General features: G+C 65.0%; 18 protein-coding genes. 8 read left to right on the forward strand and 10 right to left on the reverse strand.

All coding sequences use genetic code 11. The features are described 5' to 3' along the window. Window positions 1-13: 13 nt before the first annotated feature. Complete coding sequence (locus SR870_RS00230) at window positions 14-2,731, reverse strand: heavy metal translocating P-type ATPase (RefSeq protein ID WP_322516055.1); 2,718 nt, start codon at window positions 2,729-2,731, stop codon at window positions 14-16. A gap of 53 nt (window positions 2,732-2,784) precedes the next feature. Between SR870_RS00230 and SR870_RS00235 the strand changes: the two genes are divergently transcribed. Beyond that, complete coding sequence (locus SR870_RS00235) at window positions 2,785-3,060, forward strand: metal-sensitive transcriptional regulator (RefSeq protein WP_322516056.1); 276 nt, start codon at window positions 2,785-2,787, stop codon at window positions 3,058-3,060. A gap of 57 nt (window positions 3,061-3,117) precedes the next feature. On the opposite strand, the gene SR870_RS00240 is transcribed toward SR870_RS00235, so the two are convergent. The 6 genes from SR870_RS00240 to SR870_RS00265 form a co-directional block, all read right to left on the reverse strand. Then, entirely contained in the window at window positions 3,118-3,774 is a 657-nt protein-coding gene (locus SR870_RS00240) for a hypothetical protein (RefSeq protein ID WP_322516057.1), read from the reverse strand. Between the two features lie 129 nt (window positions 3,775-3,903). Further along, the gene (locus SR870_RS00245) at window positions 3,904-4,206 is read right to left on the reverse strand and encodes a preprotein translocase subunit YajC (RefSeq protein ID WP_322516058.1); all 303 of its coding nucleotides are present in this window, start codon (window positions 4,204-4,206) and stop codon (window positions 3,904-3,906) included. A gap of 249 nt (window positions 4,207-4,455) precedes the next feature. Next, entirely contained in the window at window positions 4,456-5,805 is a 1,350-nt protein-coding gene (hemN, locus tag SR870_RS00250) for an oxygen-independent coproporphyrinogen III oxidase (protein WP_322516059.1), read from the reverse strand. Window positions 5,806-5,832: 27 nt separating this feature from the next. Further along, the gene (gene bchJ, locus SR870_RS00255; protein ID WP_322516060.1) at window positions 5,833-6,543 is read right to left on the reverse strand and encodes a bacteriochlorophyll 4-vinyl reductase; all 711 of its coding nucleotides are present in this window, start codon (window positions 6,541-6,543) and stop codon (window positions 5,833-5,835) included. After that, complete coding sequence (bchE, locus tag SR870_RS00260) at window positions 6,515-8,218, reverse strand: magnesium-protoporphyrin IX monomethyl ester anaerobic oxidative cyclase (protein ID WP_322516061.1); 1,704 nt, start codon at window positions 8,216-8,218, stop codon at window positions 6,515-6,517. The genes bchJ and bchE overlap by 29 nt, the downstream gene beginning before the upstream one ends. 155 nt (window positions 8,219-8,373) lie before the next feature. Further along, a complete protein-coding gene (locus SR870_RS00265) occupies window positions 8,374-8,805 on the reverse strand; it encodes a hypothetical protein (protein WP_322518363.1) in 432 nt (143 codons plus the stop codon). A 248-nt stretch (window positions 8,806-9,053) separates the two neighbouring features. Between SR870_RS00265 and SR870_RS00270 the strand changes: the two genes are divergently transcribed. Then, window positions 9,054-9,794: a metallophosphoesterase family protein gene (locus tag SR870_RS00270; RefSeq protein WP_322516062.1), complete on the forward strand. Its 741-nt coding sequence runs from the start codon at window positions 9,054-9,056 to the stop codon at window positions 9,792-9,794. 5 nt (window positions 9,795-9,799) lie between these two features. Beyond that, window positions 9,800-11,239: a bifunctional serine/threonine-protein kinase/universal stress protein gene (locus tag SR870_RS00275; protein WP_322516063.1), complete on the forward strand. Its 1,440-nt coding sequence runs from the start codon at window positions 9,800-9,802 to the stop codon at window positions 11,237-11,239. Window positions 11,240-11,305: 66 nt separating this feature from the next. Here SR870_RS00275 and SR870_RS00280 read toward each other — a convergent pair whose 3' ends face one another. After that, window positions 11,306-11,956, reverse strand: coding sequence for a BON domain-containing protein (locus SR870_RS00280; RefSeq protein ID WP_322516064.1), 651 nt, complete (start codon window positions 11,954-11,956; stop codon window positions 11,306-11,308). Between the two features lie 375 nt (window positions 11,957-12,331). On the opposite strand from SR870_RS00280, the gene SR870_RS00285 reads away from it, so the two are divergent. From SR870_RS00285 to SR870_RS00305, 5 genes are all read left to right on the forward strand, one after another. Further along, on the forward strand, window positions 12,332-14,692 hold the full coding sequence (locus SR870_RS00285) for a phosphoketolase family protein (RefSeq protein ID WP_322516065.1): 2,361 nt from the start codon (window positions 12,332-12,334) through the stop codon (window positions 14,690-14,692). A 166-nt stretch (window positions 14,693-14,858) separates the two neighbouring features. Continuing rightward, a complete protein-coding gene (locus SR870_RS00290; RefSeq protein ID WP_322516066.1) occupies window positions 14,859-15,356 on the forward strand; it encodes a response regulator in 498 nt (165 codons plus the stop codon). Between the two features lie 547 nt (window positions 15,357-15,903). Further along, window positions 15,904-16,779 carry a protein-glutamate O-methyltransferase CheR gene (locus SR870_RS00295; protein ID WP_322516067.1) on the forward strand — a complete coding sequence of 292 codons (876 nt, stop codon included), beginning with the start codon at window positions 15,904-15,906 and terminating at the stop codon, window positions 16,777-16,779. Between the two features lie 13 nt (window positions 16,780-16,792). Continuing rightward, entirely contained in the window at window positions 16,793-17,107 is a 315-nt protein-coding gene (locus SR870_RS00300) for a PilZ domain-containing protein (RefSeq protein ID WP_322516068.1), read from the forward strand. 155 nt (window positions 17,108-17,262) lie between these two features. Beyond that, on the forward strand, window positions 17,263-18,516 hold the full coding sequence (locus SR870_RS00305) for an EAL domain-containing response regulator (RefSeq protein WP_322516069.1): 1,254 nt from the start codon (window positions 17,263-17,265) through the stop codon (window positions 18,514-18,516). Window positions 18,517-18,542: 26 nt separating this feature from the next. Here the strand turns inward: SR870_RS00305 and SR870_RS00310 are convergent, their stop codons facing one another. After that, complete coding sequence (locus SR870_RS00310; RefSeq protein ID WP_322516070.1) at window positions 18,543-21,185, reverse strand: hybrid sensor histidine kinase/response regulator; 2,643 nt, start codon at window positions 21,183-21,185, stop codon at window positions 18,543-18,545. Beyond that, the gene (locus SR870_RS00315) at window positions 21,182-22,270 is read right to left on the reverse strand and encodes a tripartite tricarboxylate transporter substrate-binding protein (protein ID WP_322516071.1); all 1,089 of its coding nucleotides are present in this window, start codon (window positions 22,268-22,270) and stop codon (window positions 21,182-21,184) included. Before SR870_RS00315 ends, SR870_RS00310 begins: the two co-directional genes overlap by 4 nt. Between the last annotated feature and the right edge of the window lie 198 nt (window positions 22,271-22,468).

Below are 22,468 nucleotides of genomic sequence, written 5' to 3' on the forward strand. Positions count from 1 at the left end.
TCGCAACAAATGCTCATTCCAGCGAGGTGACACGCAACCGCAAGGCGTTGCCGATCACGCTCACCGAGGACAAGGACATCGCCGCCGCGGCGATGATCGGCGACAGCAGCAGGCCGAAGCTCGGATACAGAATGCCTGCGGCGATCGGGATGCCGGCCGAATTGTAGATGAAGGCGAAGAACAGATTCTGCCGGATATTGCGCATCGTCGCCTGCGATAGTTTTCGCGCGCGAACGATGCCGCCGAGGTCGCCTTTCAGCAGCGTGATGCCGGCGCTCTCCATCGCCACGTCGGTCCCGGTTCCCATCGCGATGCCGACATCGGCTGCGGCCAATGCCGGAGCGTCGTTGACGCCGTCGCCGGCCATCGCGACGACGCGGCCCTGTTTGCGCAGCTTCTCGACCACCGCGCTCTTCTGATCGGGCAGCACTTCGGCTTCGACATCCGCAATGCCGAGCTGTCGCGCGACGGCTTGCGCCGTGGTTCGATTGTCGCCGGTCAGCATGATCACCCGGAGGCCCTCGGCGGCGAGCGCTCGCAATGCGTCCGGGGTCGACGCTTTCACCGGATCTGCGATCGCGAACAGTCCGGCGAGCCGGCCGTCGATGCCGACGCTGACGACGGTGGCGCCGTCGGCGCGGTGCCGCTCCGCCTCGTCGGCGAGCGCGGTCGTGTCGATGCCGAGCGAAGCGAGATAGTTGGCGTTGCCGATCGCGACCGAGCGCCCGGCGACCTTGCCGGTCGCACCTTTGCCTGTCGGCGCTTCGAAGCCCTCGACCTGCGCGAGTTCGAGATTGCGGGTCTCTGCCTCGGCGACGATGGCGTGGGCGAGCGGGTGCTCGCTGGCGCGCTCGACGCTGGCCGCGAGCCGCAGCAATTCGGCCTCGTCGATGCCGCTCGCGGCGGCGATCGCCACCACTTTCGGCTTGCCTTCGGTCAGCGTGCCGGTCTTGTCGATCACCAGCGTGTCGACCTTCTCCATGCGCTCCAGCGCTTCGGCATTGCGGATCAGCACGCCGGCCTGCGCGCCGCGGCCGACGCCGACCATGATCGACATCGGGGTGGCGAGGCCGAGCGCGCACGGGCAGGCGATGATCAGCACGCTCACGGCGGCGACCAGCGCGAAGGTCAGACGCGGCTCGGGGCCGAAGGTCGCCCAGGCGGAGAAAGCGAGAAGCGCAGCCAGCACGACGGCGGGTACGAACCAGCCGGCGACGAGGTCGGCGACGCGCTGGATCGGCGCGCGCGAGCGCTGCGCCTGCGCCACCATCTGCACGATCTGCGACAGCACGGTGTCGCGGCCGACCTGTTCGGCGCGCATCACGAAACCGCCGGCCTGGTTGAGCGTTCCGGCGACCACCTTGCCGCCGGCCTCGCGCGTCACCGGCATCGATTCGCCGGTCACCAGCGACTCGTCGAGCGTCGAGCGTCCTTCGAGGATGATGCCGTCGACCGGCACCTTTTCGCCGGGGCGGACGCGGAGCTTGTCGCCGACCGCGAGACTGTCGATTTCGACTTCCTGCTCGGTGCCGTCCGCCGCGATCCGCCGCGCGGATTTCGGCGCCAGCGTGAGCAGCGCCTTGATCGCGCCGGAGGTCGCCTCGCGCGCCCGCAGTTCCAGCACCTGGCCGAGCAGCACCAGCACGGTGATCACCGCGGCGGCCTCGAAATACACCGGCACGGTGCCGCCATGGCTCTGGAAGGCAGGCGGAAACAGTTGCGGCGCCAGCGTTGCGACCAGGCTGTAGACATAGGCGACGCCGGTGCCCATCGCGACCAGCGTGAACATGTTGAGGTTGCGCGTGACCAGCGATTGCCAGCCGCGCACGAAGAACGGCCAGCCGGCCCACAGCACCACCGGCGTCGCAGAGGCGAGCTGAATCCAGTTCGACAGCGCCGGATCGATCAGCCCATGACCACCGACGAGGTGGCCGCCCATTTCCAGCACCACCGCCGGCAGCGCCAGCGCGAGGCCGATCCAGAATCGCCGGGTCATGTCGATCAGTTCGGCATTCGGCGGCGCGTCGAGCGACACCAGTTCGGGCTCGAGCGCCATGCCGCAGATCGGGCAGCTTCCCGGGCCGATCTGACGGATCTGCGGATCCATCGGGCAGGTGTAGATCGTGCCCTCCGGCACTACCGGCGCCGGCTTCGCCTTCGACTTGTCGAGATAGGAGACGGGATCGGCCGCGAATTTGCCGCGGCAGCTCGCCGCGCAGAAGTAATAGGTCTTGCCCTGGTGGTCGAAGCGATGCGGCGTGGTGGCCGGATCGACGGTCATGCCGCAGACCGGATCGATCACCTTGCCGTCGGCCGCTGCGGCCGGGCCGTGCTCATGGTGATGCCCGGCATGATCGTGACCGCCGCAGCAGGACGACGGTGTCGCGAGGTCGGTCAGTTGATGCAGCTTTGGAGCAGGGGCGACCGCGGCTCGGGCCTTCGCGAGGTAAGCTTCCGGGTCGGCAGCGAACTTGGTGCGGCAGCCCGCGCAGCAGAAGTGATAGGTGGTGCCGGCGTGGTCGAAGCGATGCTTGCTGGTCGCCGGGTCGACGCTCATGCCGCAGACCGGATCGATCGCCTTGGCGGACGCCGGCGAGATCTGCTCGTCGCCCGGATGACCGCCGCAGCAGGACGACGCCTCGGACGGTGCAGGGGCGGTCGCGCCCGCCGAACATCCGCAACCCGCGTCCTTGACAGGGGCGCTGCCCCCGGTGTGCTCTGTGTCGTGCATCCTGCGTCGCCTCGGCGCTTGTAACCCATACCGTGTAGGGGTATATATCGCGAATGAAATCGGACATCAAGGCGTCATGTCAGAAGCGCCTCGGCAGGATCGAGGGACAGGTGCGCGGCATCTCCAGAATGCTGGAGGAGGGCCGTTATTGCATCGACATCGTCACGCAGATTTCCGCGGTCCGCGCCGCGCTGCGGCGGGTCGAGGAAGAGGTGCTGAAGGATCACGTTGCGCATTGCGTCGAGCACGCGATATCGAGTGGCGACAAGGCCGATCAGCGCCAGAAGATCGCCGAACTGATGGACGTGATCCAGCGATCCAGCCGCTGATGTGAAGCATTCCGAGCTCGACCGCGTTGCGGTCGATCAAATCCGGCGCGTGGCCGCTCAGTGCGGCTGCTTCCGTTTCGGCGGTCGGCCGAACAACGACGTCTTGACCGCGCTGAAGCCGCTGGAGAGTTGATCCCAGCCGCAGGACAAGGGATCGCTGTTGCAGGCGTATTTGGCCGTCCGTGGCGGCCGTTGCTTGTCGTTTCCCCGTGTCCGGTCGGCGGGCTGACGCGGCTTCGTCGCGGCCGGGCGCGACTTGTCCACAGCCGTGCGCGGCTTGGCCACGGAGCGCGCCTCGGCGGGCGGCGGATTTTGGGAGAGTGCCGCGATCTGCTGCTGCCGCGCCGCGAACGCCGCGGCGATGATGGTCCTGCGCCGCTGGTCGAGAAATTCGGTGTACTGCTCGTCCATCTTGCGCAGCTCGTCGGCCGTCGGGTTGGGCCCGGCGATATCGAAGCTTCGGTTCTGCATGAAGTCGAAATAGCTGTAGCCGCCGCCGGGTTTGCGCCGCCCGGGGAATGTCGCATCGCACTGGGCTGCAAGTGCCGCCTTGGCGTCCTTGCCCTCGGCGGAGGCCTCGCCCTTCTCGATGCAATCCTCGTAGTCGACCGGTGCGCGAGACGGCCACCATTGCGCCTGCGCGCGCGATGGCAGCGTCGTCGCGGCCAGCGCAATCGCAAGATGCAATGAGGTCAGTGTCCGGAGGTCGATCATGCCTGTCCCACGGGCGAAGGATCACGCGAAGCTCGCGATGATTTCGCCGCCCGGGGGCGGGTCTTGTCAAGCGGGGTGGCCGAAATCGCCGCGTCCGCCGGTCGGCCGCAAATCGTGCAACGCGGAACCTCAGGCGGCGAAATGCTCGGCCGAGACCGAATCGGCGTGCTCGATATGATCCAGTTCGGACAGTTTGGTCGTGGACTTGCCGCGGCAGGACCACGAGATCAGGGCCTCGTCACCGCTGATCGACAGGATGATGCCGGTGACGCTGCCATGTGCGGTCACCTCGTCGCCGACCGAGAAGGTCTCGTTCGCGAGCGCCGCTTCCAGCGCGGCGCGGAGGCAGACATCGTCGTGGCCGCCGGCGGCCCGAAACGCAGTGGTGGCCTTGGCGACCATATCGTCGGTGACTTTGAGTTTCTGGGTCATTGTTATTGCCTCGATCGGTCTGATTATCGACAGCGATACGCGCCGGCACTTAACGATCTGCGACTGCGGCCGGTCTGGCCCTCGGCATCGGCTATTTTCCGTTAAGGCAGGACGACGGCGGGAGGTCTTCGCTGACATATTACCACTAGTGGTAATTATGCACCTGATGCGAGCCGTTCGGATTGACCTGAATCAAAACGCGCAACGCGCGCCGAAGCGCGCGTTGCAAGCTGAAATGGCGTCGAAGCTTCAGACCGCGATCGAATGCCGGACCGACGAATTCCGCAGATAGGTATCGAACACGGCTGCGACCACGCGCGACAGCCGCACGCCGTCCGGCGTCAGCGTCAGCTTGCCCTGATCGCAGACCACGGCGCCGTCGCGTTCCAGTTCCGCCAGCGCTTCCTGTTCGGGCGCAAACCAGTCGTCACTGCAGCCGAACGCGCGGCCTGCCGCGGCGAGGTCGATCTTGCCGTCGCACATGATCCGCTCGATCACATGCGCCCGCAGATTGTCCTGCTGGGTGAGGGCGTGGCCGCGCGCCACCGGCAGATTGCCGGCCGCGACGGCGCGCGCCCAGGCGCCGGTCTCGCTGATGTTCTGCAGATAGCCGCTGGGGGTGCGGCCGATCGAGGTCGATCCGATCCCGATCAGGGTCTGTGCGGCGTCGCTGGTATAGCCCTGAAAATTGCGGTGCAGCTCGCCGGTGGCGGCGGCGACCGCCAGCGAATCGTTCGGAAGCGCGAAGTGATCGAGGCCGATCCGGACGTAGCCGCCCTTGACCAGCGCTTCGGCGGCGGCGTCGGCCTGTTCGGCGCGCAGATCCGACTGCGGCAGCGAATCGTCCGGGATCATCCGCTGATTCTTGGCGACCCACGGCACGTGCGCGTAGCCGAACAGCGCGACGCGGTCGGGCTTCATCTCGACGCATTGCTCGACGGTGTGGCGCAGATCTTCGGCGGTCTGGTAGGGCAGGCCGTAGATCAGGTCGAAATTGATCCGCTCGACGCCGGCCGCCCTGAAGCGGCTCATGGCGTGCGCGACCATCTCCGGCGGCTGAATCCGGTTGATCGCGGCCTGGACCTTGGGGTCGAACTCCTGCACGCCGAAGCTCGCGCGGGTGAAGCCGAGTTCGCCGATCTTCGCGACCATCTCGTCGGTCAGCGTGCGCGGGTCGCTTTCGATCGCGAGTTCCGCATCCGGCACGAATTCGAAGCGCTCGCGCAGCAGCGTCATGATCGCGCCGAGGTCTTCGGGCTCGATCACGGTGGGGGTGCCGCCGCCGAAATGCAGGTGGCGAACCGGCATCGTGCCGGGCATCGCATCGGCGAGCAGCTCGATCTCGTTGAGCAGGCTCTCGACATAGTCGGCGACGGGCCCGTATTTCGAGGCGAGCTTCATGTTGCAGCCGCAGTACCAGCACATCTGCTTGCAGAACGGCACGTGCAGATACAACGAGATTGGCTCGTCGGTGTCGAGCTGGGCGAGCCAGCCGCGATACACCGCTTCGGGGAAATCCTTGGCGAAATGCGGCGCCGTCGGATAGCTGGTGTAACGCGGCACCGAGCTCTTGGCGTATTTGTCGAGGGCAGACGACATCGGCTTGTCTCTCACATCGTCCGCGAATCAACGCGCGGAAAGGGTTTCGGAATTGGCCGCGATCGGCTGAGATCTCCGGTCGGCGTAGATGTTGGCGGCGTCGGGGATGGTGGTCCAGTCCGCCACGAAACGGCAGCAATCGTCGCCGTGCGCGCCACAGGTGACTTCAGTCACCCGGGTATAGGGCGACACCAGCACCTGGAACAGCCGTTGAAATACGGAGGCGTGCCACACGCAGACGTGATGATCCGCATGCTCGCCGGCGCACAGCGGATTGGCGGCGATCTCGAAGGTCACCGTCTTGCCGACCTGCGCCGAGAACTTGCCCGAGCCGGCAAAGGTCCAGGCATGCGCGGTAATCGCCTTGGTCAGCATCCGCGCCGCGATCGGTGCCGGCATCAGCTTGAGCACCGTCTGCGCCAGCTTCGGGATGCGGTGGGCGAGGATGTAGTCGCCGGTCCGCAACCCGGCATCGGCGAGAATCGACGCCGCCTGCTGCTGCGGCAGCAGGCGGCGCACGGTCTGGTGAATTGCCGCGACCGGGCGCTCGTCGACCATTGCGGTCGGCGGATGCGCGAGCCAGTCGCTCGCGGCAGCTTCCGAAAAGATCTCGCTCGCGACCGGCTGAAGGCCGGCCGCGTCGAGGGCGTTGATCAGTTGCGTGACCGCGTTGGGGCCGATCTCGGCAACCGCCGGACCGGTCCCTGCGTCAGTGGCGGGTAAGCGAACCTGCGTCATGGGCGTTGTCCACCATGCGGCTGCTGACGGTCTCCGCCAGTTTTTCCTTGGCGCCTTCACAATTGGTCGGTTCCGACATCTGCTCGGAGCCGCCGCCGCAGGCCGAGACGATGGCCATCTGGGACGCCGCCGACTTGCGCGAGCGGTCGGCGTTGGCTTCCCAATCGGCCATCTGCGCGTGCGAGATCTTGCGGGTGTCGTCGAAGTGGAAGTCGACCTTCTTTTTCGACTGCGGGCCCCAATAACCGACCCGGCCGAGGTCGTAGAATTTGCGTTCGAAGCCGGCCTTGAGGAATGCCTTGAGGCATCCCAGCAGATAGCGCCGGCGTCGCCCGCTGCCCGACCACGGATAGGAGAAGAACGCCTTGTACATATAGAACCGACGATAATTGTTCATCACCCGGTCGAGCAATTCGCCGCGTTCCATCGCCGCCGGTTTCACGATCGGCGTGACGAAATTGTACTTGGCGAAATCGAACACCTCGACCTTGTCGCTCAGTTCCTTGAACAGCGGAGTGAACGGCCAGGGCGTGTACATCGACCAGTTGGCGAGATCCGGCTTCCAGTCCATCGCCATGCGATAGGTTTCTTCCAGCGTCTCCGGGGTTTCGGAGTCGAGGCCGACGATGAACTGTGCCTCGGTGACGATCCCCGCTTCACGCAGCAACCGGATCGCCTTCTTGTTGTCGGAGATCTTGGTTTCCTTGTTGAACAGATCGAGCTTGAGCTGCGCCGCCGCCTCGGTGCCGAGCGAGACGTGCATCAGGCCGGCTTCGTTGTAGAATTTCAGCAGCTGCTCGTCGCGCAGGATGTCGGTGACGCGGGTGTTGATGCCCCACTGCACCTTCTTGTTCAGGCCGCGGGCGATCAGCTCTTCGCAGAACTGGATGAACTTCTTGCGATTGATGGTGGGTTCTTCGTCGGCGAGGATGAAGAAGCCGACTTGATATTTATTCACCAGCTCTTCGATCTCATCGACCACCTTCTTCGGGTCGCGGACGCGATAGTCGCGCCAGAATTTCCACTGCGAGCAGAACGAACAGGTGAACGGGCAGCCGCGCGCCATGTTCGGGATCGCCACCCGGGTGTTCATCGGGATGTACTTGTACAGGGTCCAGTCCAGAATGCCCCAGTCCGGGCTGATGGCGTCGAGGTCCTTCACCGTCGGCGCAGCCGGCGTGGCGACGATCTTGCTCTCGCCGTTCATGCCCTCGGTGTAGGCGAGGCCCTTGATCGCATCGCGATTGGCCGGCCAGTTGCCGGAGGCGACGGCCCGCGCGAGTTCGACGACGATCTCTTCGCCTTCGCCGCGCACGATCACATCGACCCACGGCGCCTCGGTCAGCACCTGCTGGTACATGAAGGTCGCGTGCACGCCACCGAGCACGGTGACGATCTTGGGATCCACCTGCTTGGCGATCTTCAGGGCCTCTTCGGCCTTGTAGATCGACGGCGTGATCGAGGTGGTGCCGACCATGTCCGGCTTGTAGTCGGCGATGACCTGAGCGAGGCCTTCGTCCGACGTATCCTCGGTCATCGCATCGAGGAATTTGAGTTCGGTGAACCCGTTGGCCTTCAGCGCGCCCGCGAGATAGGGGGCCCATGCCGGCGGCCAGTTGCCGGCGATCTCGGCGCCACCGGAATGATAATTCGGGTGAATCAGAAGGATGCGCACTGACATTTCTCCCATGATTGTCAAGAAACAGTGACACATCATGTGTCAACGAATATTGACGCAGATCAAACGAATGGTGCTTTGGTAGTTAGTGGGCCGCCGACGAGCGTCCTTGACCCAAGCGAGGCTTCTTCACCCTGCTTCCGCGTCGATGTTCAGAGCGGCGCGGTAAACTCGTTGTCGTGCTGAAGCGCGTCGAGCGTGTCGACGTTCAGGCAATAGTTCTGATAGGCCGGCACCAGCGTGCCCGCAGCGATGTCCGCGTCGCATTCGCGTTTGTGTTCGCACATCGTGCAGGTGCGCCTGAGATCGTTGAGCAACATCGGCTCCTTTTCGGCGAGCGTACGAATGTCGATCCGCAGCGCTTCGAGCAGACAGGGTAGTTCCTTGGCGCTGCTGCCCTTGGTCGCGAGCGCGCGCACTTCGGCGGGTGACAGGCCGAGGTCTTTCACCATGTTGGCCATCGCCCGTCCGAACGCTTCCAACTCGGTCGGGCTTGCGGTGATTTCTTCCCACTCACTGATCACGGTGGCGACGGCGTCGGTCACGGGCGCATTGTTGGTGTTCGGATTGCCGGATGCCGACATGATCGCCTCCAACGCAACTGTTTTGCTGATATACTCACCCGGGTCCCGCGTCCCATTGCGCCAGATCAACGAGGGCGGCGTGGTTGCGATGGATCAAAGACAGTTCGTGCCGGTCCGGACCGGAAAAGGCGGAAACGACTGTCGGGACAGCGTTTTCATGCGCGCGGGCATGAGGCGCCGACGATCGATATTCGCTCGCAAAGAACATCCGCTCGCCAAGAGAGGATCGCGAACAGGGGAGGTGGGACGTGCTGCTTGCGCTTTTTGCTGACATCCATGCCAACCGGCAGGCCTTCACGGCCTGCCTGGCCGACGCGCGCGAGCAGGGAGCCGAGAAGATCATTCTGCTCGGCGACTATGTCGGCTACGGCGCCGACCCGGACTGGACCGTCAGCACGGTGATCGATCTCGTCGGTGACGGCGCCGTCGCGATCCTCGGCAATCACGACAGCGCGATCGGCAATCCGAAGGTGCAGATGAATGCCGTGGCGGAGGCGGCGATCGAATGGACGCGGGGCCAGCTCGATGTCGCGCAGCGTCAGTTTCTCGCCGGTCTGCCGATGAAGCACGACGAGTCCAACCTGCTGTTCGTGCATTCGGAGGCGACCCGACCGGAAGGCTGGATCTACGTGACCGATACCGCGGTGGCGTCGCGCAGCATGCAATCGGTGGCGGCGCATGTGACGTTCTGCGGCCATGTCCACAAGCCCGCGCTGTATTCGCTCTCGGTCACCGGCAAGATGACCACCTTCGTGCCGACGGCCGACGTGCCCGTTCACCTGCTGCCCGGCCGGCAATGGCTCGCGGTGCTCGGCTCGGTCGGGCAGCCGCGCGACGGCAATCCGGCCGCCGCCTACGGCTTGTACGATACCGGAAAACACGAACTGACCTATTGCCGGGTGCCGTACGACGTCGAGGGCGCCGCGCGCCGGATTCGCGACAACGGCCTGCCGATCTGGCTGGCCGACAGGCTGCTGGCGGGGCGGTGACCGGCATGGATCAGCCCTCGTTCGAGCCCGGCTCCACGGTCGACGGCTACCTGATCGAGGGGCCGCTGCATCGCGGCGGCATGGCGGCGCTGTTTGCGGTTCGCCGCGCCGACAATCCGATGCCGATGGTGATGAAGATCCCGCGAACGGGCGAGGGCGAGGACCCGGCCGCGATCGTCAGCTTCGAGATGGAGCAGATGCTGATGCCGCGGCTGAGCGGGCCGCACGTCCCGCAATTCGTCGCGCTCGCGGATTTCTCGGCGCAGCCCTACATCGTCATGGAGCGGATCGCCGGCGAGCCGCTGCTGTCGCGGCTGCCGGATCTGCCATTGCCCTACGACGAGGCGGTGGCGATCGCGGCGAAGATCGCCGCTGCGGTCGCGGATCTGCACCGCCAGCACGTCATCCATCACGATATCAAGCCCAGCAACATCATGTTCCGCCCGAGCGGCGAGGCGGTGTTGCTCGATATGGGGCTGGCCTGCAGCGATCAGTTGCCCGACCTGATGCAGGAGGAATTCCGGCTGCCGTTCGGCACCGCGCCCTATATGGCGCCGGAGCGGCTGCTCGGCGTGCGCAACGATCCGCGCAGCGACCTGTTCGGCCTCGGCGTGCTGCTGTATTTCTTCACCACGGGCATTCGTCCGTTCGGCGAGACCGAGACGATGTACGGCATGCGCCGGCGGCTGTGGCGCGATCCGGCGCCGCCGCGCAAATTGCGGCCGGACTATCCGCCCTGGCTGCAGGAGATCGTGCTGCGCTGCCTGGAGATCGAGCCGGCCTGGCGCTACCCGACGGCGGCGCAACTGGTGTTCGATCTCACCCATCCCACCGAGGTCAAGCTCACCACGCGCTCCGAGAAGCTGAAGCGCGATCCGTGGAAGACGGTGCTGCGCCGGCGCTTCAACAAGGAACTGACCCGGCCGCGCAAGGAGACGCTCGCCGCACATCTGGCGTCGGCGCCGATCATCGCGGTCGCGATCGACATCGCCGAGGGGTCTGCCGCGCTGAACGACGAACTGCGGATCACGGCCGGGCGCATCCTCGCCACCTTGCCGTCGGCGCGGCTGGCTTGCCTCAACGTGCTCAAGCTCGGCCGCATGACGATCGACCGTACGCTCGACGAACACGGCCACAACAAGCATGTCGACCGTCTGGTGGCGTTGCGTCACTGGGCCGAGCCGCTGAAGCTCGACGACGATCGCCTCACGGCGCATGTGCTCGAGGCGGTCGATCCGGCCTCGGCGATTCTCGAATTCGCGCAGGCGAGCCGGGTCGATCACATCCTGATCGGGGCGCGGCGCAATTCGGTGCTGCGCACGCTGGCCGGCAGCGTCTCGGCCAAGGTCGCGAGCGAGGCGAACTGCACGGTCACCATCGTGCGCGCCGCCGCAGCCGCGCAAGTGCGACCGACCGAACGTCGGGCAGCGCCACAGGACGGTTGAGAGCGAGTAGGACGAAAGTCGTGCCGGCAGCGCGTCGTTGATGCGTCTCCGGGCGGAGCCGCCCGGTCAGTTGATCATCAGACGGTCATCGACCGCTGCTACGCCGGGCGTCGACCACGCCGCGTTCTGAACCGCGCGATGTTCGTCCCAGGTGTCGACGCGGCCTTCCAGAACGACCATATTGCCGTTCTTCACCGTGACGCGGATGCCCTTGGACGCGATCTCCGCGTGACGTTCGAGCGCGGATTCCAGTTTGGCCCGGATGCAGGAATGATCGCCGAGCGGATTGTTGATGACGATGGTGTTGGTGACGCCGACGACGCCGGCGAGCTTGCGCACGTCGTCTTCGGCGGCGGCGCGCTCGTAGTACCAGTCGACGGTGCCGCTCAGCGTCAGCCAGCCGTTCTCGACCTGAACCTCGATCGAACTCGCCGGCACCAGAACATTCCAGTCGAGAATATCGGATGCGCGTTGCGCGATCTGGTCGTCGGCGGTCTTGGTGAAGGGATAGCGAACCTCGATATGCTCGGAGATCGCGTGGACGCCCTTGACGCGGCGCGTCGCGGCGAGCGCGGCGAGTTTTTCGGCGTAGCTGATGACGTGGCCGGTCAGGATCACCACGTCCTTTTCGACAGCGACATTGATGTGTCCACTGTTGAAGCTCGGATCGAACTCGAACTCGTCAAGGATGCTTTGACGAAGCTGGGACTCAGACATGCTTGGCCTCTGGAGTTCCGCTGCGCGAACGGGCGGCATCTTCCGTGGTTGAAGGTCAAACACATTGATCCCAATCAACCAGCTTCGGCGTGATGGTTGATCTACGTCAAACGTTGTCAGCATGGTTAGCCGCCCCATTCTCAACAAGTCGATTGCCGACAATGGCTGCTCGATCGACGTCCAGGCCGCACATTGCGTCGCGTTCGCGTCGATCTGTGTCAGGGCGAACTGACACTTGTTTTACTGTTCTGCTCGCGGCCAATCACCGAAAGCCTCGCGCACATGGGATGGCCGAAGTGAGCAGACAACGGATCGAACCGATCGCGGCAGGCGGCCCCCGCCTGACGCGAGACGAATCTGAACTCGAAGGCGGAGATGGTGATGTCTGACGTGTTGTCCAACGATCTGATGCAGAAGATGGACGCCTATTGGCGGGCCGCGAACTACTTGTCGGTCGGCCAGATCTATCTGCAGGACAATCCGCTGCTGGAACAGCCGCTGCGGATCGAGCACATTAAGCCGCGTCTGCTCGGACATTGGGGAACGACGCCGGGGCTGAATCTGCTCTACGTCCATCTCAACCGGCTGATCACCGAGAACGACCTCGACATGATCAACATCATCGGTCCGGGCCATGGCGGCCCCGGCCTGGTGGCGAATTCGTACCTGGAAGGCTCCTATACGGAGCGCTATCCGGCGATCGAGCGCAATCGCAACGGCTTGCAGCGTCTGTTTCGGCAATTCTCCTGGCCGCACGGCGTGCCGAGCCACGTTTCGCCGGAGACGCCGGGCTCGATTCATGAAGGCGGCGAGCTCGGCTATTCGCTGGCGCACGCTTATGGCGCCGCGTTCGACAATCCGGATCTGATCGTCGCCTGCATCGTCGGCGACGGCGAGGCCGAGACCGGCGCGCTGGCGACGAGCTGGCATTCCAACAAATTTCTCAACCCGGCCCGCGACGGCGCGGTGCTGCCGATCCTGCATCTCAACGGCTTCAAGATCGCCAATCCGACCGTGCTGGCGCGGATCAGCCGGCAGGAACTCACCGATCTGATGCGCGGCTACGGCTACGAGCCGATCGTGGTCGAAGGCGACGAACCCGCGCTGGTGCACCACACGCTGGCCGCGGCGCTGGATCGGGCGCTCGCCGACATCCAGGCGATCCAGGCGGCGGCCCGCCACGAGGGCGTCACCGCGCGACCGCGCTGGCCCATGATCATCCTGCGCACCCCGAAGGGCTGGACCGGGCCGAAGCAGGTCGACGGCAAGCAGGTCGAAGGCACCTGGCGCGCCCATCAGGTGCCGATCGCCGATTTCAAGGACCCGGCGCATGTGCAACTGCTGGAAACATGGCTGCGCAGCTACCGGCCGGAAGAATTGTTCGACGCCGACGGCAAGTTCCGCGACGAGTTGGCGGCGCTGGCGCCGACCGGCCATTGCCGGATGAGCGCCAATCCGCACGCCAATGGCGGCGAACTGCTGCAGCCGCTGTCGCTGCCCGCCTTCCACGATTACGCGGTGACGATGCCGTCGCCGGGCACGGTCAAGGCCGAGGCCACCCGCGTGCTGGGCGGTTTCCTCCGCGACGTGATGAAGGCCAATCTCGACGCGAAGAACTTCAGGCTGTTCGGGCCCGACGAGACCGCGTCCAACCGGCTCGATGCGGTGCTGGAAGTCACCGACAAGGAGTGGATGGCGGAAATCGAGGACGTCGACGTCGCTCTCGGCCCCGACGGCCGGGTCATGGAGGTGCTGAGCGAGCACCTCTGCCAGGGCTGGCTCGAGGGCTATCTCCTGACCGGACGTCACGGGCTGTTCTCGTGCTACGAGGCGTTCATTCACATCATCGATTCGATGTTCAACCAGCACGCCAAATGGCTGAAAGCCTGCGGCGCGATTCCGTGGCGGCGCCCGATCGCCTCGCTGAACTATCTGCTGACCTCGCATGTCTGGCGCCAGGATCACAACGGCTTCTCGCATCAGGATCCCGGCTTCATCGATCACGTCGTCAACAAGAAGGCCAGCGTCGTCCGGGTCTACCTGCCGCCGGATGCGAATTGTCTGCTGTCGGTCGCCGATCACTGCCTGCGCAGCCGCAACTACGTCAATCTGATCGTCGCGGGCAAGCAGCCGGAATGGCAGTGGCTCGACATCGACGCCGCGGTCCGGCACTGCACTGCCGGCGCCGGAATCTGGCAATGGGCCAGCAATGATGACGGCGATCCCGACGTGGTGATGGCCTGCGCCGGCGACGTGCCGACGGTCGAGACGCTGGCGGCGGTGATGCTGCTGCGCGAATACGTTCCGGACATCCGCATCCGTGTCGTCAACGTCGTCGATCTGATGGTGCTGCAGCCGAGCTCGGAACACCCGCACGGGCTCGACGACCGCCGGTTCGACGAGTTGTTCACCGTCGACAAACCAGTGGTGTTCGCGTTCCACGGCTATCCTTGGCTGATCCACCGGCTGACCTATCGGCGGCGCAATCACTTCAATATCCACGTGCGCGGCTACAAGGAGGAGGGCAGCACCACGACTCCGTTCGACATGGTGGTGCTGAACGACCTCGATCGCTACCGGCTCGCTCTCGACGCGATCCGCCGAATTCCGAGGCTCGCCGGACAGGTCGAAGCCGCCACCGACAGGTACTGGGCGACGATGCAGCGGCACAAACTGTATATCGGCGAGCACGGCGACGACATGCCGGAAGTGCGCGACTGGCGCTGGCAGGCCTGAGGCGGCGACGCCTCCGGCCTCTCGAATTTTCGCGGAGCCGGAAAGGCCTCATCAACCAGTCGCGAAGCGATTGAACGGGTTGGGCCTGCCGGCGTCCTCGGATTAACCAGTGGTTGCGCTCGGCCCGCTAGGGCTCGGAATTGGACATTCTGAGAGGAGCGGGCCGATGGACACGCGCGAACACGACGCAGCACATGCGGAGACCGTGCCCGACAAACTGATCGGGCTGCTGAGCCTGCTGGTGGTCGACGACGATCCGATGCAGCGCATGCTGATCGCCGCCGCCGCCGAGAAGGCCGGCTACGCCGTGACCCAGGCGTCGTCCTGCGCCGAAGGCACCGCGCTGATCCGCGAACGGAGTTTCGACTGCATCACGCTCGACCTGCGGCTCGACGACGGCGACGGCGCCGACGTCATGCGCGCGATGGCGGAGGCGCGCTACTGCGGTCCGATGATCGTGATCAGCGGTATGGATTCAGACCGCCGCCGCGCCTCGCGGGCGCTCGCCCGCTCGCTGGGCATGGATCTGCTGCAGACCTTCCCGAAGCCGATCGACCTCGCGGCGCTGCGAATATCGCTGGCCAACCTTCGCAGCAGGATCGCCGGCCTGCCGATCGTCCATTCCTGGGGCGAGGTTTGCGGCCCGCGCTTCGAAAACCGCTGAGGCGACGGCCGCCGCATCGCGCCCGCGCAGATTTCCGACAGGCCGCCGCCGACCGAGCATCCCTCGAACGTTCCGGATTCGCCGCGCCCGTCTGGGCCGGCGGATGAGATGTCGTGCATCATCGTAACCGGCACGGCCGCCCGCGAGGCGCGGCGCCGTAGGGCCGCGTTCGATTCTCGGTAACTGCGCCGCCGATCCCCCTGAGAGCCGGCGTCCACCCGCCGCCGGCGCTGGTACGACTACGAGGCGCAAAATTAACGAGAGTGAAGGCCAATGACGGCTAGATCAGTCAGAACGCGAACTCCCGACCGGCAGGGTGGCCCCGCCGGGAGCGGGAGATCGAGAAAGGCGCTGGGGAATGCATGACGTTCTGTTGCGAGGCCTCGCCGCGCGCCTGAAGGCAAACAAAGCCGTGTTCGCAGGAGGGATCGCCGCTCCGGCGATCTCCCTGACGGCCGGGTGAGGTCGATTCCATGACCGGACGCGCTGCTCGATCCGCCGTCCATCAACGTGATCTGTCGCGTGCGAACCCTGCAGGAAGCAGCAAATGACCCCGCTCGACTACGACTATTTGCAGAAAGTGCTGAAGGACCGGTCCGGCCTCATGCTGTCTGCCGACAAGAAATACCTGCTCGAAAGCAGGTTGCTTCCGCTGGCGCGCAAGCTGGGATTGCCCGGCATCAGCGAACTCGTCCAGAAGATGCGGTCCGGTGCGGAAGCGGTGACCCACGACGTGGTCGAGGCGATGACCACGAACGAGACCTTCTTCTTTCGTGACAAGACGCCGTTCGATCACTTCAAGGACAGCGTGATTCCGGAGCTGATCAAGGCACGCGCCGGACGGCGCAGCCTGCGGATCTGGTGCGCCGCATCGTCGACCGGCCAGGAGCCCTATTCGCTGGCGATGATCCTGAAGGAAAAGGCGGCCGAGCTCGCCGGCTGGCGGATCGAGATCGTCGCGACCGATCTGTCGCCCGAGGTGCTCGAAAAATCCAAGGCCGGGCTCTACACCCAGTTCGAGGTCCAGCGCGGTCTGCCGATCCAGTTCCTGGTGAAGTACTTCAAGCAGGACGGCACCATGTGGCAGCTCAATGCCGATGTTCGTTCGATGGTCCAGTACCGTCCGTTCAATCTGCTGCAGGATTTCGCGCCGCTCGGCAAATTCGACGTCATCTTCTGCCGCAACGTGCTGATCTACTTCGATCAGGCCACCAAGTCGGATATCTTCAACCGTCTGATGAAAGCCAACGAGCCCGACGGCTACCTGTTTCTGGGGGCGGCCGAGACCGTTGTGGGCCTGACCGAAAGCTATAAGGTGTGTCCGAAGCGTCGCGGCGTCTATCTGCCCAATGTGGCGGCTTCGTCGACGGCGTCGAGCCTCGGCGCTGGCGGCCTCAAGCCGGTGAGTTTCGCCGGCCGATAGTAAGGAGGTGGCCTTGACCACCGAAAACGCCGGTGTGGACCGGGTCGCCTTCGGACGGGGCTACAACGTCTGGATCATGGGGATCGACGGGACCTGGCGGCGGAGCTGTGTCCTGAAGGCGATTTCGAATTTCGAAGCTGAGCTGGAGCTGGACGGCTCGATCGAGGGACTGAACCTCAAGGAATTCTTCCTGCTGTTGTCGTCGACCGGACTGGCCTACCGACGCTGCGAACTGATCCGGGTCAACGGCTCGGAAATCGACGTGCGCTTCCTCAAGACCAAGAACAAAGTCGGCAGGTCGGGCGGCAGTCCTGCGATGGCCAACTGAGTCCGACATCGAGGGTCGGGAACTGGTAACCATTCGGTCCTGCCGGCGGACATTCGAACATTCGCACAAGAGTTGATTCAGTAGAAGCGGTTAGTCTGGGCTGTCGAGCATCATCCCGACAGGCCGCAGCAGAGGCTTCCACAACGGAATCGTCGATGCCGGATTCGAACGAACAAGCACAGGCCGCACGCATTCTGGTCGTCGACGACGACCCGGTGCAGGGGGCGATTATCAGCGGCGTCTGCCGGCGGCGCGGATACCAGCCGACATTCGTTTCATCTTACCAGGCCGCGGTGGATCACATCGCTGCCGGCGGATTCGATTGCATCACCATCGACCTTTCGCTCGGTGATCGCGACGGCATAGAATTGCTGCGTCTGATCGCCGGCGGCCGCAGGTCGCCGCGCGTGATCGTGATCAGCGGCTGCGACCAGCGGATTCTCAGTGCGACCGTGCGGATGGCGCACGCAGTCGGTATCGTCGACGCGATTTCGCTTCAGAAGCCGATCGATCTCGTCTCGTTGGGCGATGCGCTGACCTTCGGCGCCAGTGAACAGCCGTCCTCGCGATGCCGACCCGATCGGCGCTCGCGTTCGATCGACGCCGCCGATCTGTCGCGCGGGCTCGAAGCCGGCGAGTTCTACCCGGCGTTTCAACCGAAGGTGCAGCTCGCGACGGGAAAGGTCGTCGGTTGTGAGGCGCTGGCGCGGTGGGACAGTCCGACATTCGGCTCGGTCGGCCCGGATGTCTTCATTCCGCTCGCCGAGCAGAGCGGACTCATCAAGCCGCTCACGCTGCTGATGCTCCGCCAGTCGATCGAGATCGCGCGGCGCTTCGTCGACATCGATCCGTCGTTCGCGGTGGCCGTCAATCTGTCGGCAGCGCTGCTGTCCGATACGACGATACCCGCAGAGGTCGAGCGATTGCTCGACGAGACCGGTCTGCCGGCACGCTCGCTGATCATCGAGGTCACGGAATCCACGGCGATGACCGATATCGCCTGCGCGATGGACATCATGCTGCGGCTTCGGATCAAGGGCGTCGGGATTTCGATCGACGATTTCGGCACCGGCTATTCGTCGCTCGCGGTGCTCGCCAGAATGCCCTTCAGCGAGCTCAAGATCGATCGCAGCTTCGTCAAGGACTGCCTCACCGATGCCGACATGTGGAAAGTGGTGTCCGCTTCGGTGGCGATCGCGCATCAGTACAACATGCAGGCCGTGGCCGAAGGCATCGAGGATGCCGAAACCTGGCGAGCTCTCGACGAACTGGGCTGCGATATCGGGCAGGGATTCGGCTTCTCTCGCGGCCTGCGGAGGGAGGCGTTCGTCGAGTGGTGCCGGCACTGGAGCGAGCGGCTGGCATCGGCGGGTCCCGCGGCCGAACGACACCGCGCCTGCGCGACCTGAGCCGCACGCCGTCGACGTCCTTCCACTCACGCCGGGTCGGCGAATTCGACCAGACAATCTTCGCCGGTCGGCGCTTGCAGCGCCGTTGCGAAACTCGCCCTGATCTCCGCCAGTTGCGCAACGTAGTCGGCTTCGGACAGGTTCGGCGCGCGGCGCTCGAGTTCGCGGGCAAGGCTCGCGAGCCGGTCGAGCCCGAAGGTGGCTGCGGCGCTCTTCAGCGAATGCGCTTCGCGTTCGATCGTGCGACGGTCGGCTGCGATCCGCAGGGTGCCCAGCAGACGAAGCCTCGCCTCGGTGTCGCGGACGAAGATCGCGAGGACGTCGCGGCTCGACTGCTCGCCGATTTCGGCGACCAGATGATCGAATGCAGTCTTCCCGACGTAGATACGTGACGTGGAGGCGCTGTCGACAGCACCGGCGATCAGGGACGGATCCCGCGCCGCGGTACCGCCGTCCTGTAAGCCGGCGGACTCGGCGGCGCCGGCCGCGTCCGATGTCGCGTGGCGCCCGCTCGCGGTCGGCGACGAAAGCGGGGGCAGCGCGCGCAGGATGGCGCCGACCAGCACGTTCTTGCGGACCGGCTTGGCGATGTGGTCGTTCATGCCCGCCTCGCGGCAGGCCTTCTCGTCTTCGATGAAAGCGTTTGCGGTGAACGCGATAATCGGAACGGTGGCGAGCCGGCCGCCCTTGGCGCGGATGGCGCGGGTCGCCTCCAGACCGTCCATCTCGGGCATCCGCATGTCCATCAGGATGGCGTCGTAGCTGAACCTTGTTGCGGCCGTCACGGCTTCGGCGCCGTCACAGGCCGTGTCGCTCTGGATCTCGAATTCGCCGAGCATCTGAACGGCGACCGCACGGTTGGTGGGATTGTCGTCGACGATCAGCAGGCGCAAGGGCCGCGCGCCCGCCGCGATCCGTGCCCTCAATTCCGCGTAGCCGATCTGGTGGTCTTCCTCCTTCGGGGGATGGGCCGTCGTGACCGGGAGCGTCAGCGTGAAGCGGAACGAGGAGCCGAGGCCCGGCGTCGACGTGACGTTGATCCGCCCGCCCATCTGTTCGATCAGGCGCCGGCTGATGGCGAGACCCAGCCCCGATCCACCGAACCGGCGCCGGATCGAACTGTCGGCCTGGACGAAGTCGCTGAACAGAGACTCGATCTTGTCGGGATCGATGCCGATCCCGCTGTCGCTGACGGTCCATTGAATGCGGGCGGTGGCGCCGTCGTTCGACAGCGATTCCAGCGCGACGACGATCTTCCCCGACGCGGTGAACTTCACCGCGTTCGAAAGCAGATTGAGCAGGACCTGTCGAATGCGGCCGGGATCGCCGATCAGCGCCCGCGGCAGGTCGTCGCCGATCTCGGCGCCGATCGCCAGTCCCTTGGCTATCGCGCGCGGGCCGATCATGCTCAGCGAATGCTCGACGATGCTGTGCGGCGAAAACGGAATCAGTTCGAGCGACAGCCGACCGGCTTCGAGCTTGGAAAAATCGAGAATGTCGTCGAGAATTTCCAGCAGGTTGTCGCCGGCGTCGTGAATGCCGACGACCGCGCGACGCTGGTCGGCGTCGAGCTTGGTCTCGAGAAGGTTGTTGGCCAGGCCGAGCACCGCGTTCATGGGCGTGCGAATCTCGTGGCTCATCATCGCCACGAAGCTCGATTTCGCCGCGCTGGCGGCCTCGGCGGCCTCGGTGTAGACGGCCTGCTTGTTCCACCAGCGGGCAATCGCGATGCTGCCGGTGAGGATGATCAGCGCACTGACGACCGACATCGCGATCAACAGAGCGGCCATTTCCTGCCAGCTTCGCAGCAGGCCGTCTTCGTGCTGGGCCACCGTCACCAGCACCGGATAGTTCGGCAGCATCCGGGCCGAGCGGATGAGCGGCTTGCGGATTTCGCCGCCGGCCTGGCGGAGTTTGCCGCCGGCCTCCAATGCGAGGCGTCCACCGGAGGATTTCAACTCTCCGACCGCCTCCGAATGCGGGTAGGTCGCCAGCAGCAGGTCGTCGCCGCGCACGAGTGCGATCTCGGTATCGGGGCCGGGCGCGGTCGCGGCGAAGAAGTTCTCGACGTAGCGCTGCGACATCGCCCCCAGCAGCATGCCCATGAATTTGCCGTTGGGGTCGTCGAGGCGGCGCGCGAGATAGATGGTCCAACTGCCGTTGCCGCGGTTTCGAACGGGAGCGCTGATGAAGGTCTCGAGGTTGGCGTCGCTGCTGAGCGCCTTGAAGTAGTCGCGATCCGACACGTCGACCTCGGGGATCGGCCAGTAGCGAGAGAAGTTGATCAGCTTTCCCTTGTCGTCGATCATCGACACGGCGTCGATCTGGGGCAGGCCGGTGATCTTCTCCTTCAACAGGAAATGGCTGTCCTGACCGGACATCGTGCGTTTGTAGGAATTGCTGTCGGTGACGTCGCGGCGGGCGAGATAGTCGCCGACGCTGGACAGCACGAGGTCGAGCGATTTGAGCGAGCGGTCGGCCTCCTCCGAGAGCGTCAGATTGTAGCGCTGCAGATTGGCTTCCGCGGTTTGCAGCGTGTTCTCGCGCAGGTTGTCGAGAAATATCAGGTTGGTGCCGAAGATCGACAGGATCAGCGCGGCTGCCGTGATCCTGAGGGCGATCTGCGAGCGTTTGAACTGGGGCCGGATCGATCCGGGAAACGCGCTCATTGTCGAACCCGCGCGCCGTCCGATGCGGCGGCCGGTCGGGACAGCGGTCTCCATCTGGCGATCTCGCGTTCGACCAGCGCGGTGAGCGACGACGGGCTGCGTTCTTCGGCGAGCGGGATTTCGGCGCCGAGACTACCCAGCGCCTGGCGGATTTCGGGATCGTCGAGCGCGTGCCCGAGCGCGGCGTTGAGGTCCTGTACGATGTGCGGCGGCGTGTCCTTCGGTGCGAACAGCGCGATCCAGGCGGACACCTCGAAATCGGGGACGCCGGCGTCGGCGGCCGTAGGGACATTCGGCAGGATCGAACTCCGCCGAGCCGAGGAAATCGCCAAGGCCCTCACTTCTCCCGTCTTCACCCGCGGCGCCGCGCCGACGATCTGGTCGCACATGTAATCGACGCGGCCCGCGACGAGCGCCTTCAGGGCCGGGCCGGTTCCCTGAAAGGCTTTCGTTGTCGGCTGAATCGCGCCGATCGTATTCAGCAGCGTACAGGTCGCATGGGAGATCGAGCCGAAGCCGGCATGCGCCATCGAGACGGTCCCGGCACGGCTGCTCGAATAGCGAATCAGATCGGCGAGATCGTGCACCGGCAAGCCCGGCCTCACGACCACGAGCACCGGCGTCCTCACCACCAGTCCGATCGGAGCGAAGTCTTTGACGGGATCGTAGACCAGTTGCGGGTACGCGGCGAGCGCGCTGCCGTGCGTTCCCATGTGCCCCATCAGCAGCGTGTATCCGTCCGGGGCAGCGCGGGTTGCACGGATTGCCGCCGTGGTCCCGCCGGCGCCGACGACGTTTTCGACGATGATCTGCTGCCCGAGCCGCTTCTCGAGATGGCCGGTGACGATACGAGTCACGATGTCGGTCGGCCCCCCGGCCGCGAACGGCACGATCACGGTGATGGCCCGTACCGGATAGGCTTGGCCGGCAGCCGAGGGTGTCGCCGCGGTCGCAGCGACGAACAGGCCGAGAACTCCCCTGCGCAGGAGCCTTGCCAGGTTATCCCCCCGACATGTCCGCATATCGACTGCGTCGCTTGCTCGAATCTGGTTCATGATGCTATGCGGACAGGTGCTCTCGATCATGAATATGTCAGATACGAATGATTAGTGCGTAAATGGCTGCCGAGCGCGTTGGCGCGTGATGGCCGATGTGGATCGATTTCTGGGAGAGATCTCCGCCTGTCGATCGGTCGGAGGCAGATAGCACCGTCACCATTCTGGTTTTCATTCTTTCTTGTAACGTTTTAGTGCCGTCTGAGTAGTATCTTGGAGCCTCGTATA

This window comes from Rhodopseudomonas palustris (assembly GCF_034479375.1).
Classification (GTDB): domain Bacteria; phylum Pseudomonadota; class Alphaproteobacteria; order Rhizobiales; family Xanthobacteraceae; genus Rhodopseudomonas; species Rhodopseudomonas palustris_M.

Coding starts and splice junctions, on each gene's coding strand:
- SR870_RS00240 (WP_322516057.1), bottom strand. CDS start 3,774: ATGATCGACCTCCGGACACTGACCTCATTGCATCTTGCGATTGCGCTG.
- SR870_RS00290 (WP_322516066.1), top strand. CDS start 14,859: ATGGACACGCGCGAACACGACGCAGCACATGCGGAGACCGTGCCCGAC.
- SR870_RS00315 (WP_322516071.1), bottom strand. CDS start 22,270: ATGATCGAGAGCACCTGTCCGCATAGCATCATGAACCAGATTCGAGCA.
- bchJ (WP_322516060.1), bottom strand. CDS start 6,543: ATGACGCAGGTTCGCTTACCCGCCACTGACGCAGGGACCGGTCCGGCG.
- SR870_RS00310 (WP_322516070.1), bottom strand. CDS start 21,185: ATGAGCGCGTTTCCCGGATCGATCCGGCCCCAGTTCAAACGCTCGCAG.
- SR870_RS00235 (WP_322516056.1), top strand. CDS start 2,785: ATGAAATCGGACATCAAGGCGTCATGTCAGAAGCGCCTCGGCAGGATC.
- hemN (WP_322516059.1), bottom strand. CDS start 5,805: ATGTCGTCTGCCCTCGACAAATACGCCAAGAGCTCGGTGCCGCGTTAC.
- SR870_RS00305 (WP_322516069.1), top strand. CDS start 17,263: ATGCCGGATTCGAACGAACAAGCACAGGCCGCACGCATTCTGGTCGTC.
- SR870_RS00230 (WP_322516055.1), bottom strand. CDS start 2,731: ATGCACGACACAGAGCACACCGGGGGCAGCGCCCCTGTCAAGGACGCG.
- SR870_RS00285 (WP_322516065.1), top strand. CDS start 12,332: ATGGTGATGTCTGACGTGTTGTCCAACGATCTGATGCAGAAGATGGAC.
- SR870_RS00295 (WP_322516067.1), top strand. CDS start 15,904: ATGACCCCGCTCGACTACGACTATTTGCAGAAAGTGCTGAAGGACCGG.
- SR870_RS00265 (WP_322518363.1), bottom strand. CDS start 8,805: ATGTCGGCATCCGGCAATCCGAACACCAACAATGCGCCCGTGACCGAC.
- SR870_RS00280 (WP_322516064.1), bottom strand. CDS start 11,956: ATGTCTGAGTCCCAGCTTCGTCAAAGCATCCTTGACGAGTTCGAGTTC.
- SR870_RS00275 (WP_322516063.1), top strand. CDS start 9,800: ATGGATCAGCCCTCGTTCGAGCCCGGCTCCACGGTCGACGGCTACCTG.
- SR870_RS00245 (WP_322516058.1), bottom strand. CDS start 4,206: ATGACCCAGAAACTCAAAGTCACCGACGATATGGTCGCCAAGGCCACC.